Source organism: Mesorhizobium sp. M0590 (genome assembly GCF_040320905.1).
Classification (GTDB): domain Bacteria; phylum Pseudomonadota; class Alphaproteobacteria; order Rhizobiales; family Rhizobiaceae; genus Mesorhizobium.
In genome coordinates this window covers 314,680-330,931 of sequence record NZ_JAMYQN010000005.1, presented here as the reverse complement: position 1 = coordinate 330,931, position 16,252 = coordinate 314,680, and the positions used below count along the sequence as shown (strand labels likewise).

Sequence of the window (16,252 nt, the reverse complement as noted above, 5' to 3'; positions counted from 1 at the left end):
GGGGAGTAGGGGAGTAGGGGAGTAGGGGAGTAGGGGAGTAGGGGAGTAGGGGAGTAGGGAGTAGGGGAGTAGGGGGGCTAGTCGGGTGACAGTTTGCGGATCAGGAGGCGAAGAAGCTTCCCAACGCTTTCGGTACTCGCCAACAATGAAGCCGCCGTCGCCTTCGGCGCGATGCCGGTACGCTCGGCGATCAGAAGCTGAGTTTCCAGTTCCTTCAATGATCCTTGAGCGATACGGAGAAATTGTTGATAGGAACCTCGGATCTCTCTGCCATATCCCTCCGCAATGTTCGATGGCACCGAGCTTGCAGCGCGCCGTACTTGGCTGGTCAGTCCATAAAGTTCTTCCTTGGGCCATGATTTCGTCGCGCCGTAAACGGCCACAGCAAGGTCCATCGCCTGCTGCCAGACTATCAAATCCTTGTAGGAACCCGTTTTCTCAGCCATTCGTCCCTACTCCCCTACTCCCCTACTCCCCTACTCCCCTACTCCCCTACTCCCCTACTACACATTCAGCAGCAAATACTCCCTCTCCCACGGGCTGATCACTTCCATGAAGGTCTCGAATTCCGCTCGCTTGATCGCCGCATAGGTGGCGGCAAATGACTTGCCGAGCAGCGCGCCGAGTTCTTCGTCTGCCTCGAACAGGTCGACGGCTTCGAGCAGGCTGCGCGGCAGGTCGATCTGGTCCTCGTTGGCGGTCGTCAGAACCGGCGGCTCGGCCTTGATCTTGTTGGTCATGCCGATCAGTCCGCAGGCAAGCGATGCCGCCAGCGCCAGATAGGGGTTGGCGTCGGAGGAGGGGATGCGGTTTTCGACGCGCCGCGCCGCCGGGTCGGAGCGGGGCACACGGAAGGCCGTGGTACGGTTGTCGTAGCCCCATTTGTTGTTGACCGGCGCCGAGGCCGACTGCGTCAGCCGCCGGTAGGAATTGACATAGGGTGCAAACATTACCAGCGCGTTGGGCACATGTTTCTGCATGCCGCCGATGAAGTGGAAGAAGGCGTCGGTCTCCGAGCCGTCCTCCGCCGAAAAGACGTTCTTGCCGGTCTTCTTGTCGATGATCGACTGATGGATATGCATGGCCGAACCGGGCTGCCCTTGGATCGGCTTGGCCATAAACGTGGCGTAGATCTCGTGCTTGAGCGCCGCCTCGCGGATGGTTCGCTTGAACATGAACACCTGGTCGGCGAGCTCGATCGGATCGCCGTGACGCAGATTGATTTCGAGCTGGCCGGCGCCCTCCTCGTGGATCAGCGTGTCGATCTCCAGGCCCTGGCTTTCGGAGAAATGGTAGATGTCGTCGATCAATTCGTCGAATTCGTTAACCCCGGCAATCGAATAGCCGGCGCCGCCGCCGATCGGCCGCCCCGATCGACCTACTGGCGGGGTCAGCGGATAGTCCGGATCGGGGTTCTTGCGCACCAGGTAGAACTCGATCTCGGGTGCCACGACCGGCCTCAGCCCACGCTTGTCATAGGCGGCAAGCACGCGCTTCAGCACGTTGCGCGGCGTGAACTCGACCGAGCGGCCGTCCTGGTGGACGAGGTCGCAGATAACCGCCGCGGTAGGGTCCTCCTCCCACGGCACCACCGTCAGCGTCGAGAGGTCAGGCATCAGCTTGAGGTCGCCGTCGTCCTCCGGATAGTGGAAGCCGTTGCCGTCCTCCGGATAGCCGCCGGAAATCGTTGTCATGAACACCGCCGAAGGCAGCGCCAGCGAGGTGTTGGAGGTGAACTTCTTCGATGGCATCATCTTGCCGCGCGCAACCCCGGCCTGGTCGGGTGTGATGCATTCGATATCTTCGATGCCGCGCCATTCCAGCCAGGCGCTGACTTCCTTCCAGTTCTTGACGCCACGTTGGTTTTTCACGAAGGCAGGCGTGCGGGCGCGTCCTCCGCGGCTCGACGGACGGACTTCCTTTTTTGCAGGCGGCATCAATCACCAGATTTGTTGCAGATTGTGGAGTATAGCCGTTGCCGGCGACGAAAGGGAAGGGGAGCCGGCTGGCGTCCGCCTCGATTAACCGGGGGAACACAACGACTTCCGGATAAAAGCCTCCTGGTCTAGGGTCGGCCTCCCGCAACGCTGCAATTAATGGTCCCCATGCAACACAGCCGCAAACTGACGACGATCGGCTTCGACGCCGATGACACGTTGTGGCAGAACGAACAGTTCTTCCGCGTGACCGAGAAGCGCTTTGCCGCACTGCTCGCCGATCACGCCGAGGAGGACCGGATTTCAGCAAGATTGCTGGAGGCCGAGAAGCGCAACCTCGCGGTCTACGGCTTCGGCATCAAGGGGTTCACGCTGTCGATGATCGAGACGGCGATTGAGGTCACCAACGGCCAGGTGCGGGCCTCGACTATCGCCGAAATTCTCGCCGCGGGCCGCGAGATGCTCAGCCATCCGATCGAGCCGCTTCCGCATGCGCGCGAAACCGTGGAAAAGCTGGCCGGCGCCTACCGCCTGGTGCTGATCACCAAGGGCGACCTGTTCGACCAGGAACGCAAGCTCGCGCAATCCGGGCTGGGCGAGCTGTTTGATGCCGTCGAGATCGTCAGCGACAAGAGCGCGGCCACCTATAGCCGCATCTTCAGCCGCCACGGCGACGGCCCGGAAAAGGGTATGATGGTCGGCAACTCGCTCAAATCGGACGTCGTGCCGGCCATCGAAGCCGGCAGTTGGGGCATCCACGTTCCGCATGATCTGACCTGGGTGCTGGAACATGTCGAGCCGCCGGTCTCGGCACCACGCTTTCGCCAGATAGCCAATCTCGGTGAACTGCCGGGCTTGATCGAGCGTATCGGCGAGATTGATTGATCAGGTCTGCAGCCGAGGCATCACGGTAGGCGTCAATTGCGGCTAATTGCGATCAGCCGGTCGATCACCGGCTGCAGCCGTTCGGTGGTGATCGGCTTGACGACCACTGCATCGATGACGCTGGACAGGCCCAGGCTCTCCGGCGTGCCGGTCTTGACTGAAAGCAGGATCACCGACGGAAGCGATCTGCCTGACGCCCTTCGCAGTGCATCGATACCCGACAGCAAGGCGTCGCAGTCCCCATTCTCCGCACCGCCGTCGAGAACGACAGTCCCGGGAATCAGCGCGTGCAAGGCCTTTGCCGCGGTTTCGGGAGTTTCCGAGATCGGTTTGAGGCCGGACCGCTCCACGATTTTTGAAACCACGACGCGGTTGATCGGTGATTTTCCGACCACCAGCACCCGCGAGAAATCCGGGAGCATCCGCGTCTCCATGTCCCGGCTAACGAAAGGCAGCTGTTTTGCAGTCTCGATATCGCGATTCGCTGGGCACATGGCGGGGCAGGCCGTTGTTCAATGTTTCAATGCAGGGTTGAAACTCGAGAGGTAATTGGCGTGAGATCACTGCTCATGTCAAGCTCAAATGGCGTATCAGGAGAATATCGCAAGAAACATTAAAATTAAAATTAAGTGCTTTTCTTTGCCGCCGCCCGAAGAAGAAGTTGCCACCACAACCGGGCAGGCTCAGCTAAGTTTGGCTTTGCAGCGCGAACGCACCAACTCGCAGCCGTAGCCGGGTTGACGTAAGGTTGGACGAAGGCGAGTCAGGCCTGTCGCGAGCTTGTCGTATCGCCTCGCCGAACTACCCTTCCTCGTTGGCTAAGCACGTCTCTTTGACCGACGGGAGATGACGATGGAACTCGTGACTCACAAGAAATTCAAAAATGGCCGGTTGATGCCATGGGGAAAGGGTACGATCGTTACCGGCGCAAAGGGGTTTATCTACCTTTCCGGAAACACCGCGACGGCCGAGGACTACGATCCGATCGGCAAAAGCGGCGGCGCCGCCATTGGCGATGCAGCGGCACAGTGGCGCGCAATTCTCACCAATATCAAATCAGATCTGGAGGAGCTTGGCAGTGCGCTCGAGCATCTCATCCGGCTGACCTTCTTTGTTAAGGGGCCATTTCCAGATGGCGGCGTGCTGAGCTCGCCCAATTTTCGCTTGGACGTCTTGGACGAATTCTTTGCCGTGCACTGCCCGAAGCACTGCAGCTACAACAACCCGCCGCCCTCGGAAGTTATTGGCGTTGCAGCGCTTGCGCAGCCTGATCTTGTCATTGAAATCGTTGCATTAGCGGCTCTGCCGGATTAGGCAAAGCCGCGGCCTGCAAGGTGCGATAGCATGCGCTCAAAAGAGGCGCGGTGCTATCGAGTTTGTCTGTCGTGGCTCCGCTGTGTGACGATGACCGGGATCAGCAGATCGCCCCAGTTGCCGTCGCCGCCATGGTGTCGTGCCGAGCGCACCAGTTCGACCGAGACGCCTGCCTCGACCGCCTTCATCACCGACTGATTGAGCCTGTGCAGATCGTTCGCCAGCATGCGGATGGTCGCCTGCTGGTCGACATTCATGCTGGTGGCCTGCTCTTCGGCCCGTTCCTTGACGCGGCTTATCGAAGCCATTGGTCTTCTCCCTGTGTTGCCATGACTGTTGTGTTGCCATGCCCGTTTGGGCGTTCCCTCTGTTTGTCTGCTATTCCGCCGCCGGCCTGAATTGGGCGCGCTCGGTCGATCCCTGCATGGCCGTGGTCGAAGACTGGCCACCGGTGATCGCCATCGAGACGGCATCGAAATAGCCGGTGCCGACCTCGCGCTGGTGCTTGCTGGCGGTATAGCCATTGGCTTCCGCGGCGAATTCCGCCTGCTGCAGTTCCGAATAGGCGGCCATCTGCCGCTCCTTGTAGCCGCGGGCGAGCTCGAACATGCCGAAGTTGAGCTGGTGGAAACCTGCCAGCGTAATGAACTGGAACTTGTAACCCATGGCGCCGAGTTCCTTCTGGAAGTTCGCAATCGTCGCGTCGTCGAGATTCTTCTTCCAGTTGAAAGACGGCGAGCAATTATAGGCAAGCAGCTTGCCCGGATGGTGCTTGCGCACACCCTCGGCAAACGTCCTGGCCTGCGCCAGATCGGGCTTGGAAGTCTCGCACCAGATCAGGTCCGCATAGGGCGCATAGGCGACGGCGCGGGCGATGCAGGGCTCGATGCCGTTGCTGACATGGTAGAAGCCCTCCGCCGTGCGGCCGGCGCCATAATCGACGAAGGGCCGGTCGCATTCGTCGATGTCGGAGGTCAAGAGCTTTGCCGCTTCAGCGTCGGTGCGCGCCACGACCAGCGTCGGCGTGCCCATGACGTCGGCGGCAAGCCGCGCGGCGTTGAGGTTGCGGATGTGTGCGGCGGTCGGGATCAGTACCTTGCCGCCGAGATGACCGCATTTCTTTTCCGAAGCCAGCTGGTCCTCGTAATGGACGCCGGCCGCACCCGCCTCGATGAACGCCTTCATGATCTCGAAGGCGTTGAGCGGCCCGCCGAAGCCGGCTTCCGCGTCGGCGACGATCGGCGCGAACCAGGTGTCGACCGACAGCCCGTTGCCTTCCGAAGTCTCGATCTGGTCGGCGCGCTGTAAGGTGCGGTTTATGCGCTTGACCAGTTCGGGCGCGGCATTTGCGGGATAAAGCGACTGGTCCGGGTACATGGCGGAAGCGGTGTTGGCATCGGCGGCGACCTGCCATCCTGACAGATAGATCGCTTTCAGCCCGGCCCGCACCTGCTGCATCGCCTGGTTGCCCGACATGGCACCCAGCGCGTTGACGAAATCCTCTTCATGGATGAGCTGCCACAGCCGGTTTGCCCCCATTTCGGCGAGGCTCTGCCGGATCTGCACCGAGCCGCGCAGCCGCTTCACGTCGTCCGGCGAATAGGGCCTTTCGATGCCATCAAAGCGGCCTTGCGGCGCCGACGGGACGAGGTTGTAAAAGTCGGTCATTGATCACTCCAGGCGGTTTTGATGCCGGTTTAGGAAGGCGTCGCAGAGGGAAAATATGTGCGCCATATGTGTGACACCATTTACACGTCGGCACGACGCAAGCGAGGTAAACCTCCTGATCAGTCATAAAATAAGGGAAAACCTGTGTTGTGTTTGACTGATGAGAGCTGTAAATCTGTCATGATTGTAAAGGCAGCCATGCCATCGGCGGATGTAAATTTCTGTCAAGGAAACTCGATTGGCCGACCACAAAATCTTTGCCGGGCCGCGCATTCGTCGCATCCGCAACGCCAAGGGGCTGACCCAGACGGCGATGGCCGAAGGGCTCGGCATCTCGCCGTCCTATCTCAATCTCATCGAGCGCAACCAGCGGCCGCTGACGGTGCAACTGATCCTGAGGCTGGCATCCGTCTACAAGGTTGACCCGCACGAACTGCAGGGCGAGGCGCGGGGATCGGTCGCCGATTTGAAGGAAGTGTTTTCAGATCCGTTGCTGGCCGGCGAACTGCCGGGCGACCAGGAACTCATCGAGCTTGCCGAGGCGGCGCCCAACGCTTCCGCCGCTGTGATAAAACTGTTTCGCGCCTATCGCGAGCAGGCCGAGCGATTGTCGGATCTCAACGAGCTGCTCGCGCGTGAGGGCAAGGCCACCGCACTCTCCGGTGCCCGGCTGCCGATCGACGAGGTGCATGAGATTTTCGAACGCCGGCCGAACCATTTTGCCGCGCTCGAAGAGGAAGCCGAGGCATTCACGTCGGTGCTCGATCCTGGCGACGATCTGTTCAGTGCGTTGAAGGTTTGGCTGCGGCGTGAATTCGGCATCGTCGTTAAGGTACTGCCGGTCGCTACCATGCCCAACTGGCGGCGTCGCTATGACCGTCACTCGCAACGCCTGTTCCTGTCCGAGCGCCTGTCGCCATTCGATCAGCTGCGCGAGGTGGCTATGGAGGCCTGCCTGATCCGCATGAGCGTCGCTGTCGCCGCCGAGATCCAGGCGCTGAAGCTGACCACGGACGAAGCCCGCCGGCTGGCGCGTTTCGAGCTCGGCCGCTATGCCGCGCACGCTCTGATGATGCCCTATCAGCCTTTTCACGCCGCTGCGGTCCGCACCCGCTACGATATAGACATGTTGCGGTCGCGCTTCGGCGTTTCCTTCGAGCAGGCGGCGAACCGGCTGACCACGCTGCAGCGGCCGGGTGCGTCGGGTGTGCCGTTCTTCATGCTCGAGGTCGACAGTGCCGGCAATCGGTTCCGCAAGGCGGGCAGCCACGGCTTTCCGCAAAGCCGCTTCGGCGGCGGCTGTCCGAAGCTGCCGGTCCATGCCGCCTTCGCCCAGCCCGGCCAGATCCTGGTCGAGGCAGTGGAAATGCCCGACGGCGCGGCGTTCCTCTGCATGGCCCGCACGCTCGAAGGGCCGCAGGGCTCGTTTGCCGAGCGCCCGCGGCGCACCGCGCTGCTGCTCGGCTGCGACATCGGTTTTCGCGACGAGGTCGTCTATGGAGCGGCATTGCCGGGGCCGGCCGCCATCGGCAAGACCGGACAGAGCGCCGCTGCGCTGGCGACGCCGGTCGGCCCTGCCTGCCGGCTGTGCGAACGCATCGGCTGCCTCGCCCGCGCCGAGCCACCCGTTACACGCCCGCTCGGCCTCGACGAGATGGTCACGGGACTGTCGGCGTTCGATTTCCAGTGATTCGGCTCCAGCAATATTGCGGCTGAATCTTCGACCAAAGGACCTCATCTGTTCCTGCGGCGGCAACCAGTAAGCTGGTTCGCGGTTGCCGGCCAAAATATTGGTTCAGCCAAAATATTGATTCAGCCGAATATTGATTCAGCATTGACGGTACGGTATCAAAAAAAGAACTGCGCAACGGTCGGGGGATCAATGATGGGCAGGACAGTTTTTTGGCTTGGCTTGGCGCTCGCGTTTTCGGCCGATCCCGCATTGGCTGAAAAGTCCTCGGATTTCTTCAATTCCTATCAACACTACAATGATGCCGGCAAGGCGTTCCTGGACAAGATCGATCCGAAGACCGGCGCGATAAATCTTGCCGAAGGCATCCATCTCGACCTCAAGGACAAGTTCTATTTTCTGGACAAGAAGGACACGCTCTCCGTCCTCACCGAAGCCTGGGGCAATCCGCCCGACTCTGGTTCCGATGCCCTCGGCATGATCTTTCCAGTCTCCCATGATCCCATTGCCGACAACAATTGGGGGATAGAGCTGCGCTGGGAAAAGATCGGTTACGTCGACGACAGCGACGCCGCGTCCATCGATTACAATGAACTGCTGCGCAACATGCAGTCAGACACTCTGTCCGGCAACGATCAGAGGGTAAAGGATGGCTATGCGCCCATTACGCTGATCGGCTGGGCGTCGCCGCCCGTTTATGATGCGGCCCACAAGCGCCTGCACTGGGCCAAGGAGCTGCAATTTGGCAACGATGCCGCCCATACGCTCAACTACGACGTCCGTTTCCTTGGCAGGGAGGGCGTCTTCGTGATGAGCTATATCGCGACGGTGGAACAATTGCCGGAGATAAGGCAAAGCCTGGATGAAGTGCTTGGCCTCGCGGACTTCAATACCGGCAAGACATACGCCGATTTCGTGCCGGGCGTCGATACGGTTGCGGCGATTGGCGTCGGTGGCCTGATTGCCGGCAAGCTGGCGGCGAAAGCAGGTTTTTTGCTCGTGGCGCTGATCGCGCTGAAAAAGTTTGGCCTGCTCCTGCTGATTCCGCTGGCCGGTCTCTGGCGTTTTATCCGCGGCAACAAGAGCACCTCGTAACGCATCATCGACAGGTCGCCTCGGATCATCGCCGGGCGAGGGGCGAGGCGCCCTCATCAGTGCGCCAAACGGAACATCGAACTGGATCACGCCCGGCCTTCTGCTTTGCGTTACGCGAATTAGGCACGTCTCTGTCGTCCATTGCACATCGTGCTGCTCCGAATTCGCCGACAGTCGTACCCATGACCGATACCGCATCATCTCCGGTTGCCGCTTCGCCGATCGTGTCGCCGCAAGGGGAACGCGTCGGCTTCCTGCTGGTATTCCTGTCGGCGTTGATGTGGAGCTTCGGCGGCAGCATTGCGCGCTTCATCGACAACGCCGACAGCTGGACGGTGGTGTTCTGGCGCTCGGTCTGGGCCGCCGCCTTCCTGCTCTGCTTCATGGTCTGGCGCGACGGCTGGCGTGGCACGCTGAAGCTGTTTCGCGGCATGGGCCTGGCCGGCCTTGCGGTGGCGTTCTGCTTCGCCACGGCGTCGACCTCTTTCGTCGTGGCGCTTGCCTATACCACGGTCGCCAACATCCTGTTGATGCAGGCCGGCGTGCCGCTTCTGGCGGCGCTGTTTGCCTGGGCGCTGTTTCGCGAACGGGTGGCGGTGGCGACCTGGGTGGCGATCGCCGCCGTCATTGTCGGCGTCGCCATCATGGTGTCGGAATCGCTCGATGGCGCGGTGTCGCCGATCGGCGACGGGCTGGCGCTGCTCATCGCTGTCATGTTCTCGATCGCCACCGTCATCACGCGCCGCTTTGCCCATGTGCGCATGACGCCAGCGACCTGCCTCGGCACGATGCTGGCGGCCGCCTTTGCGGCATCGCAGGCGTCGGCGCTGGGCGTCTCCAGTCACGATATGGGCTTCCTCTTTGCCTTTGGCGTGATCAATCTGGGACTCGGTCTCGCCTTCTTCGCCACCGGAGCCCGGCTTGTTCCGGCCGCCGTCGCGGCGCTGCTCGGCACGTTCGAACCGATCCTTGGCCCGATCTGGGTCTGGCTCATCCATTCCGAGGTGCCGTCGGCGCGCACCATCGTCGGCGGTGCGGTCGTGGTCACCGCGCTGCTCGTCCATATCGGGCTCGAGTTCAAGCGTCAGACGCGGCCCGCGCGAGCGGGCGTCACCGGTGTGCCGTCACCTAATTGATGCAGTGCGCGCGTCAAAGCGAGATGAACCATTGACAACGTTGCAGCCGCGCGGGCAGGCTGCGATCACGGCAACAACAAGACAGGCGTATCTTGCCAAGTCTCCATGCCGGCCGCATCGAGGCCGGACAATATCGTCGTCTCCCTGCCCGCGCCGTAGCGAAAGCTTCCGACGGCGTCGGAACACCACCAACGCCACGCCAGGTCTTCGCTGTCGGCTCGCCGCCGAACGATAATGGCGCCGGCAATTCGCGCTTGTCGCCTGCCTGCAAGCCCAATACCTTGAAGCAAATGCCCAGCCGCGCGGACGCCGCGACGAGCTGGCGACGGAACACTCATCAAAGGAGAATAGCATGACCCGCAAAGCGCTCTGGCTTTCGGCGACTTCGGCGTTTCTGGCAGTTTTCACCTTGGGCGCGCATGCCGAGGATCGCGTCGTCAACGTCTTCAACTGGTCGGACTATATCGACAGTTCGATCATCGACGACTTCACCAAGGAAACCGGCATCAAGGTCGTCTACGACACTTTCGATTCCAACGAGATCCTGGAAACGAAACTGCTCGCCGGCGGCAGCGGCTACGATGTCGTCGTGCCCAGCGGCAATTTCCTTGCACGCCAGATCCAGGCGGGTGTGTTCCAGAAGCTCGACAAGTCGAAACTGCCGAACATTTCAAATATGTGGGACACGGTCATGGAACGGACCGCCAAATATGATCGCGGCAACGAATATTCGATCAACTACATGTGGGGTACGGTTGGCATCGGCTACAACATCAAGAAGGTGCAGGCAGCGCTCGGCACCGACAAGATCGACAGCTGGGACGTGTTCTTCAATCCCGAAAGCCTGGCCAAATTGAAGGACTGCGGCGTCTATGTGCTGGATTCGCCGGCCGACATCATACCGGCGGCACTGAAATATCTGGGCCTCGATCCAAACAGCACGTCGCCCGATGAGATTGCCAAGGCCGAAGAAACCTTGCTGAAGGTCCGGCCCTATATCCGCAAGTTCCACTCTTCCGAATACATCAACGCCCTTGCCAATGGCGACATCTGCCTGGCGGTCGGCTGGTCGGGTGACGTCTTCCAGGCCCGCAACCGCGCCGACGAAGCCAAGCAGGGCGTCGAGATCGGCTACTCCGTGCCGAAGGAAGGTGCCCAGATGTGGTTCGACCAGATGGCGATCCCGGCCGATGCGCCGCATGTCGCCGAAGCCCATGAGTTCCTGAACTACATGATGAAGCCCGAAGTGATCGCCAAATCGTCGAACTATGTGCTCTATGCCAACGGCAACAAGGCTTCGCAGCAGTTCATCGACAAGGCGATCCTGGAAGATCCGGCGATCTATCCGGATGCAGCCACCTTGCAGAAGCTCTACACCGTATCGCCTTACGATCCCAAGACCCAGCGCATCATCACTCGCACCTGGACCAAGATCGTCACCGGCCAATAGCAATCTGACCAGGCCCCGGCAGCCGTTGCCGGGCCGCTTTCTCATGGGGCAAGCAGCAGGACGGAGTGGGACATGAAATCGCTTGGCAGCATCCGCAGGGATTTTGCGCCATGGAACGATCCGAACGCCAAGCCATACATCCAGTTCGACAACGTCACCAAGAAATTCGGTGAGTTCACAGCGGTCAACAACCTGTCGCTGACCATTTTCGAGCGCGAATTCTTTGCCTTGCTCGGGGCCTCAGGCTGCGGGAAATCGACGCTGCTCAGGATGCTCGCCGGCTTCGAGGAGCCGACCGCCGGCCGCATCCTGCTCGATGGCCAGGACCTGCGCGGCATTCCGCCCTACCGGCGGCCGGTCAACATGATGTTCCAGTCCTACGCCTTGTTTCCGCACATGACGGTCGAGAACAACATCGCCTTCGGCCTCAAGCAGGAAGGCATGGCCAAGGCCGACATCGACAAGCGCGTCGCCGAGATGCTGAAGCTGGTCAAGCTCGAGCAGTTCGCCAAGCGCAAACCGCACCAATTGTCGGGTGGCCAGCGCCAGCGCGTCGCGCTCGCGCGCTCGGTGGCCAAGCGGCCGAAAGTCCTGCTGCTCGACGAGCCGCTTGGTGCGCTGGACAAGAAGCTGCGCGAGGAAACCCAGTTCGAGCTGATGGACCTGCAGCAGAACCTCGGCCTCACCTTCGTCGTCGTCACCCATGATCAGGAAGAGGCGATGACGATGGCCGACCGCATCGCCATCATCGACAAGGGCGAGGTGATGCAGGTGGCGACGCCGGCGGAGGTCTACGAGGCGCCGGGTTCCCGCTTCGTCGCCGGCTTCGTCGGCAATGTGAATATGTTCGACGGCAAGATCGCGGCTGGCGAGGCCGGCAGCGCGAGCATCGATGCCGGCAACGGCATCACCATCCGGACCGAAAATGCCGGCAGTGCCGCCGCCGGAACATCCGTCACCTTCGCCATCAGGCCGGAGAAGATCAAGGTGTCCTCCACGAAACCGGCCGGTGCCGTCAACGCCATCGAGGGCGAGGTCTACGACATAGCCTATCTCGGCGACATGACCGTCTATCACGTCAGGCTGGACGACGGTCAGGTGGTGCGGGCGAGCACCATGAACGCGGCACGCCTCACCGAGGACCCATTGACCTGGAACGACCGCGCCTGGGTTTCTTTCCGCCCCGACGCCGGCGTCGTCCTGACACGGTAGGGACTGATCATGTCCGCTGTCACCGCCGCAACAAGCTCTCCGGCAAGCGCTGCCGGCAAATCCGGCTTGGTCAGGCTGGGAGCGGCCTTCGTTAGCCGGCTCGTCATCATCGTCCCCTACCTCTGGCTGCTGTTCTTCTTTCTCGTGCCTTTCATCATCGTCTTCAAGATTTCGCTGTCGCAGACTGCGATCGCCATGCCGCCCTACACGCCGGTGCTCGATTTCCGCAGCGGCATTTCCGGGTTTATCTCGGAATTCGGCGCGCTGAATTTCGACAACTATACCTGGCTGACGCAGGATGCGCTTTACTTCAATGCCTATGTGACGAGCGTCATCGTCGCCGCCATCTCGACGGTCCTGACATTGCTGGTCGGCTATCCCATAGCCTATGGCATGGCGCGCGCCCCGGCGACGATTCGCCCGACCTTGCTGATGCTGGTGATCCTGCCGTTCTGGACCTCGTTCCTGATCCGTGTCTACGCCTGGATCGGCATCCTCAAGCCCGAGGGCCTGCTCAACCAGCTGCTGCTCGCCACCGGCATCATCAGCCAGCCGCTGATCATCCTCAACACCTATACGGCGATCTTCATCGGCATCGTTTACTCCTATCTGCCGTTCATGGTGCTGCCGCTCTATTCGTCCTTGGAGAAAATGGACCATACGCTGATCGAGGCCGCCAAGGATCTCGGCTGTCCGCCGACCAGCGCCTTCTGGAAGATCACCTTTCCGCTGTCGCTGCCCGGCGTCATCGCCGGCTGCCTGCTGGTGTTCATTCCAGCCGTAGGCGAGTTCGTCATTCCCGACCTGCTCGGCGGCTCGCAGACGCTGATGATCGGCAGGACGCTGTGGAACGAGTTCTTCGCCAACCGCGACTGGCCGGTGTCGTCCGCCGTTGCCGTCATCTTGCTGCTGCTGCTGATCGTGCCGATCATGCTCTTCCAGCGAGCCCAGGCGCGCGCCCAGGAGCAGGACCAATGAACGCGACCTGGAGCCGCTTCAACATCATTTCGATCGTGCTCGGCTTTGCCTTTCTTTACCTGCCGATCGTCCTGCTCGTTGTGTTCTCTTTCAACGAATCGAAGCTGGTCACCGTCTGGGGTGGCTTCTCGACGAAATGGTACGTGTCGCTGTTCCACAACCGGGGTCTGATGGACGCCACCTGGGTGACGGCCCGCGTCGGCGTCATCTCGGCAAGCGTGGCGACCGTGCTTGGCACGCTGGCGGCGCTCACCTTGACACGCTACACGCGCTTTCGCGGCCGGCTTCTGTTTTCCGGCATGGTGTTTGCGCCGCTGGTCATGCCGGAAGTCATCACCGGCCTGTCGCTGCTGCTGCTCTTCGTCGCCGTCGGCCTCGACCGCGGCTTTCTGACGGTGACGCTTGCCCACACCACGCTAACCATGTGCTTCGTTGCGGTGGTGGTTCAGTCGCGCCTGATCACGTTCGATCGTTCGCTGGAAGAGGCCGCGATGGACCTCGGTGCGCCACCGGTGAAGACCTTCTTCCAGATCACGCTGCCGGTTATCATGCCGGCTATCGTCTCCGGCTGGATGCTGGCCTTCACGCTGTCGCTCGATGATTTGGTTATTGCCAGCTTCACCTCGGGACCCGGCGCCACGACGCTGCCGATGAAGATCTACAGCCAGGTCCGCCTTGGCGTGACGCCGGAAATCAACGCAGCGTGCACCATCCTGATCGCGGTCGTCGCAGTTGGCGTGATCATCGCTTCGCTCGCAAACAAACGCCGCGAGGTGCAGCGCCAGCGCGACGAGCAGGCGGCGCAGCGAGGTTGAAGGCTCGCTACTCTCCCGAAACGCCGCGGCTTATCGGCGAGATGAACGGCGTGCTCCACGTGCCGCCGACGAAGAACGACGACTGCTTGGGCGGCTGGCCATTCGTCTGCGTGGCAGCCTGGCTCGGCTGGACGATGCCGCCGGACAGCGCCAGCCCGCGTCCGGCATAGGATGCGATGCCGGAAAGCCAGATCTTGTATTGCGCGGAATTCACCTCGGCCTTGTCGATACGCGCCACGCCGTTCGAAACGCTCGCCTTGAGCTCGGCCCCGTCGATCGGCAGCGTTCCGTCCGAGACGTCGTCCAGCGCGAAGAATCCGCCCTGTTCGGTGTGCTTGAGGAACGCCGGCAGGTTAAGCCGGCTCAGCGCACCCGCGCCGAACGTCGCGGACAGCGAGCCATTGGCGTTTTCGAAAATCGAGTCCCAGGTTCTGCCAGGCCCCTTGAGGATGACCGAAACGGTTCCAGTGCCGATCGGCACCAGCCGCGTCATCCCGGCCGCGGTGCCGAAAGCGCCGCCGTCGATATCGGAAGCAAGCAGCCGGATCTCGACTTCCGTGCCGGCGGGCTTGCGGTCGAAACGGACGCTGCTCTGGACGTTGCCGCCAAAGGCGGATGCATCCGAGATGTCGAAGACGGCAAGGCCGTTCTTGACCTGGGCAGTGGCAGCGACGTCGGCAAGCTGGATGGCGCCGGCGGTGGCATGCGCCGCCGACAGCCTGAGATCGAGATTGATCCGGTCGGCGAAGCTTGTGTCGATTTCGCCCGGGCCGGTGCCGCCGGCGGATGGCACCGGCGTAAAGGCGGAGAGAAATGATCTGAGGTCGAGCGTATCGAAGGCAAGTGTGCCGGAGATCACCGGCAGTGCCTCACCATAGGTGAAGTCCAGCGCACCCATTCCGGGGTTATTGTCGAGGGTCAGGGCCGTGTTTTCAAATTTGACGCGCCCGGCCGTCGCCGTGATCTTGCTTGAAACCGAGATCGAGCCGATTGCGGCACCGGGCGCGATGCCGGCCTGCGACCATTCGAGCACGCGTCGGAGCGAAGGTGCGGCGAATTTTGCCTGGCCGTCGAAATAGCCGTTCTCCGACATGCTGGCGCGGCCGTCGAACGAAAAACTGGCCGGTGCCGCCTTGAAGGAAAATGTGGCCGGTGCTGTGCCGCCACCGAACAGCACGAGCGGGTTCGGCGATGCGGCGTCGATGGCAACACTTTCGCCGCGCCATATCCCGGTCGCCGACAGCGTCGCATTGCTGTTCATCGCGGCCCAGTTCGCCTGGCCGCTCAGGCTGCTCAATATCTCCTGGTCCTTGCCGCCGATGGCAGCCACTACGCGGCCGTCCCTGAACTCGACTGTGCCGAACGGATCTGTCGGCAGCTTGCCGAGATCCGGCTTGGCGGGATTTGTGTTGATCACCGCGCGGGCAGCATCGATCGAACGCGTAATGCGCCCACCGCTGGGAATCGCAGGCAGGAAAAACCCGCTCGCGGTACGCTGAACCCGGATCGTCGGTCGTACCAGCCGCGCCGTCGAAAACACCACATCGCCACGCAGCGCCGCCATCGCCGAGAGGTCGACCTCGACCCGTTCGGCCTCGACCACGGGCGGCGCATCCGTCTCCGTCCATTGCGACAGCGTCACGTCGCTCAGGATCGCCCGGAAATTCGGCCACACCTCGATACGCGGCGCGCCGTCGATGGTGACCCGGAAACCGCTCCACGCGCTCATTTCCCACGCGATACGGTCGCGTACGATGCGGGTCGAGGCGATCAACGGCAAGGCTGCGACAACCAGCGCGATGACGATGACGGCTGCGCCGATCGCCCATATTCCGCGTCGGATCAAAGGTGATGGCATATCGCCCCGTATGCTTCCATTCCGACAAAATCGCCCGACGGGTGTAACCGACGGCTGACGCATTTCAAGTCTTTATGGCCCGGCGATGGCATTTGCGCACACCCTGACCGGCGCGGTCCAACAAAATCTTGCTCTGCTGCATCGCGATATGCATAAGCGATGCCAATGCATGTCGCCCAAAAGTGCGCAGCGGTTTTGGGATAAACGACATGCA

At 61.6% G+C, this 16,252-nt stretch carries 15 protein-coding genes; 9 read left to right on the top strand and 6 right to left on the bottom strand.

Annotated elements, in window-relative coordinates:
• Window positions 1-77: 77 nt before the first annotated feature.
• Window positions 78-446: a four helix bundle protein gene (locus tag NKI52_RS11990; RefSeq protein WP_352457075.1), complete on the bottom strand. Its 369-nt coding sequence runs from the start codon at window positions 444-446 to the stop codon at window positions 78-80.
• A 57-nt stretch (window positions 447-503) separates the two neighbouring features.
• A complete protein-coding gene (locus NKI52_RS11985; RefSeq protein WP_023677442.1) occupies window positions 504-1,937 on the bottom strand; it encodes a glutamine synthetase family protein in 1,434 nt (477 codons plus the stop codon).
• 168 nt (window positions 1,938-2,105) lie between these two features.
• Here NKI52_RS11985 and NKI52_RS11980 point away from each other — a divergent pair, with 168 nt between their 5' ends.
• On the top strand, window positions 2,106-2,822 hold the full coding sequence (locus NKI52_RS11980; protein WP_023677443.1) for an HAD family hydrolase: 717 nt from the start codon (window positions 2,106-2,108) through the stop codon (window positions 2,820-2,822).
• Window positions 2,823-2,854: 32 nt separating this feature from the next.
• On the opposite strand, the gene NKI52_RS11975 is transcribed toward NKI52_RS11980, so the two are convergent.
• Window positions 2,855-3,244 (bottom strand): ANTAR domain-containing protein, encoded by a 390-nt coding sequence (locus tag NKI52_RS11975; protein ID WP_245274728.1) that lies wholly within the window; start codon window positions 3,242-3,244, stop codon window positions 2,855-2,857.
• Window positions 3,245-3,674: 430 nt separating this feature from the next.
• Here NKI52_RS11975 and NKI52_RS11970 point away from each other — a divergent pair, with 430 nt between their 5' ends.
• A complete protein-coding gene (locus NKI52_RS11970; protein ID WP_023677445.1) occupies window positions 3,675-4,136 on the top strand; it encodes a RidA family protein in 462 nt (153 codons plus the stop codon).
• A 53-nt stretch (window positions 4,137-4,189) separates the two neighbouring features.
• Here NKI52_RS11970 and NKI52_RS11965 read toward each other — a convergent pair whose 3' ends face one another.
• Both NKI52_RS11965 and aceA read right to left on the bottom strand, forming a co-directional pair.
• Window positions 4,190-4,444: an SMc00767 family acetate metabolism repressor gene (locus NKI52_RS11965; protein ID WP_023677446.1), complete on the bottom strand. Its 255-nt coding sequence runs from the start codon at window positions 4,442-4,444 to the stop codon at window positions 4,190-4,192.
• A 70-nt stretch (window positions 4,445-4,514) separates the two neighbouring features.
• Window positions 4,515-5,804 (bottom strand): isocitrate lyase, encoded by a 1,290-nt coding sequence (gene aceA, locus NKI52_RS11960; RefSeq protein WP_023677447.1) that lies wholly within the window; start codon window positions 5,802-5,804, stop codon window positions 4,515-4,517.
• A 238-nt stretch (window positions 5,805-6,042) separates the two neighbouring features.
• On the opposite strand from aceA, the gene NKI52_RS11955 reads away from it, so the two are divergent.
• From NKI52_RS11955 to NKI52_RS11925, 7 genes are all read left to right on the top strand, one after another.
• On the top strand, window positions 6,043-7,494 hold the full coding sequence (locus NKI52_RS11955) for a helix-turn-helix domain-containing protein (RefSeq protein WP_023677448.1): 1,452 nt from the start codon (window positions 6,043-6,045) through the stop codon (window positions 7,492-7,494).
• A 117-nt stretch (window positions 7,495-7,611) separates the two neighbouring features.
• Window positions 7,612-8,589, top strand: a complete 978-nt coding sequence (locus NKI52_RS11950; protein ID WP_156937360.1) for a DUF2167 domain-containing protein — start codon at window positions 7,612-7,614, stop codon at window positions 8,587-8,589.
• 182 nt (window positions 8,590-8,771) lie between these two features.
• Entirely contained in the window at window positions 8,772-9,725 is a 954-nt protein-coding gene (locus tag NKI52_RS11945) for a DMT family transporter (RefSeq protein ID WP_023677450.1), read from the top strand.
• A 352-nt stretch (window positions 9,726-10,077) separates the two neighbouring features.
• Complete coding sequence (locus tag NKI52_RS11940) at window positions 10,078-11,175, top strand: polyamine ABC transporter substrate-binding protein (protein ID WP_023677451.1); 1,098 nt, start codon at window positions 10,078-10,080, stop codon at window positions 11,173-11,175.
• 72 nt (window positions 11,176-11,247) lie between these two features.
• On the top strand, window positions 11,248-12,387 hold the full coding sequence (locus tag NKI52_RS11935) for an ABC transporter ATP-binding protein (RefSeq protein ID WP_023677452.1): 1,140 nt from the start codon (window positions 11,248-11,250) through the stop codon (window positions 12,385-12,387).
• 9 nt (window positions 12,388-12,396) lie between these two features.
• Entirely contained in the window at window positions 12,397-13,365 is a 969-nt protein-coding gene (locus NKI52_RS11930) for an ABC transporter permease subunit (protein WP_031211982.1), read from the top strand.
• A complete protein-coding gene (locus NKI52_RS11925; protein WP_023677454.1) occupies window positions 13,362-14,180 on the top strand; it encodes an ABC transporter permease in 819 nt (272 codons plus the stop codon). The genes NKI52_RS11930 and NKI52_RS11925 overlap by 4 nt, the downstream gene beginning before the upstream one ends.
• A 7-nt stretch (window positions 14,181-14,187) precedes the next feature.
• On the opposite strand, the gene NKI52_RS11920 is transcribed toward NKI52_RS11925, so the two are convergent.
• Entirely contained in the window at window positions 14,188-16,038 is a 1,851-nt protein-coding gene (locus NKI52_RS11920) for an AsmA family protein (RefSeq protein ID WP_352571621.1), read from the bottom strand.
• Window positions 16,039-16,252: the final 214 nt, after the last annotated feature.

Bases quoted from the DNA above. Each gene is read 5' to 3' on its own strand.
- NKI52_RS11975 (WP_245274728.1), bottom strand. From the start codon at position 3,244: ATGCTCCCGGATTTCTCGCGGGTGCTGGTGGTCGGAAAATCACCGATC.
- NKI52_RS11925 (WP_023677454.1), top strand. From the start codon at position 13,362: ATGAACGCGACCTGGAGCCGCTTCAACATCATTTCGATCGTGCTCGGC.
- NKI52_RS11985 (WP_023677442.1), bottom strand. From the start codon at position 1,937: ATGCCGCCTGCAAAAAAGGAAGTCCGTCCGTCGAGCCGCGGAGGACGC.
- NKI52_RS11965 (WP_023677446.1), bottom strand. From the start codon at position 4,444: ATGGCTTCGATAAGCCGCGTCAAGGAACGGGCCGAAGAGCAGGCCACC.
- NKI52_RS11930 (WP_031211982.1), top strand. From the start codon at position 12,397: ATGTCCGCTGTCACCGCCGCAACAAGCTCTCCGGCAAGCGCTGCCGGC.
- aceA (WP_023677447.1), bottom strand. From the start codon at position 5,804: ATGACCGACTTTTACAACCTCGTCCCGTCGGCGCCGCAAGGCCGCTTT.
- NKI52_RS11935 (WP_023677452.1), top strand. From the start codon at position 11,248: ATGAAATCGCTTGGCAGCATCCGCAGGGATTTTGCGCCATGGAACGAT.
- NKI52_RS11940 (WP_023677451.1), top strand. From the start codon at position 10,078: ATGACCCGCAAAGCGCTCTGGCTTTCGGCGACTTCGGCGTTTCTGGCA.
- NKI52_RS11980 (WP_023677443.1), top strand. From the start codon at position 2,106: ATGCAACACAGCCGCAAACTGACGACGATCGGCTTCGACGCCGATGAC.
- NKI52_RS11920 (WP_352571621.1), bottom strand. From the start codon at position 16,038: ATGCCATCACCTTTGATCCGACGCGGAATATGGGCGATCGGCGCAGCC.
- NKI52_RS11990 (WP_352457075.1), bottom strand. From the start codon at position 446: ATGGCTGAGAAAACGGGTTCCTACAAGGATTTGATAGTCTGGCAGCAG.
- NKI52_RS11970 (WP_023677445.1), top strand. From the start codon at position 3,675: ATGGAACTCGTGACTCACAAGAAATTCAAAAATGGCCGGTTGATGCCA.
- NKI52_RS11945 (WP_023677450.1), top strand. From the start codon at position 8,772: ATGACCGATACCGCATCATCTCCGGTTGCCGCTTCGCCGATCGTGTCG.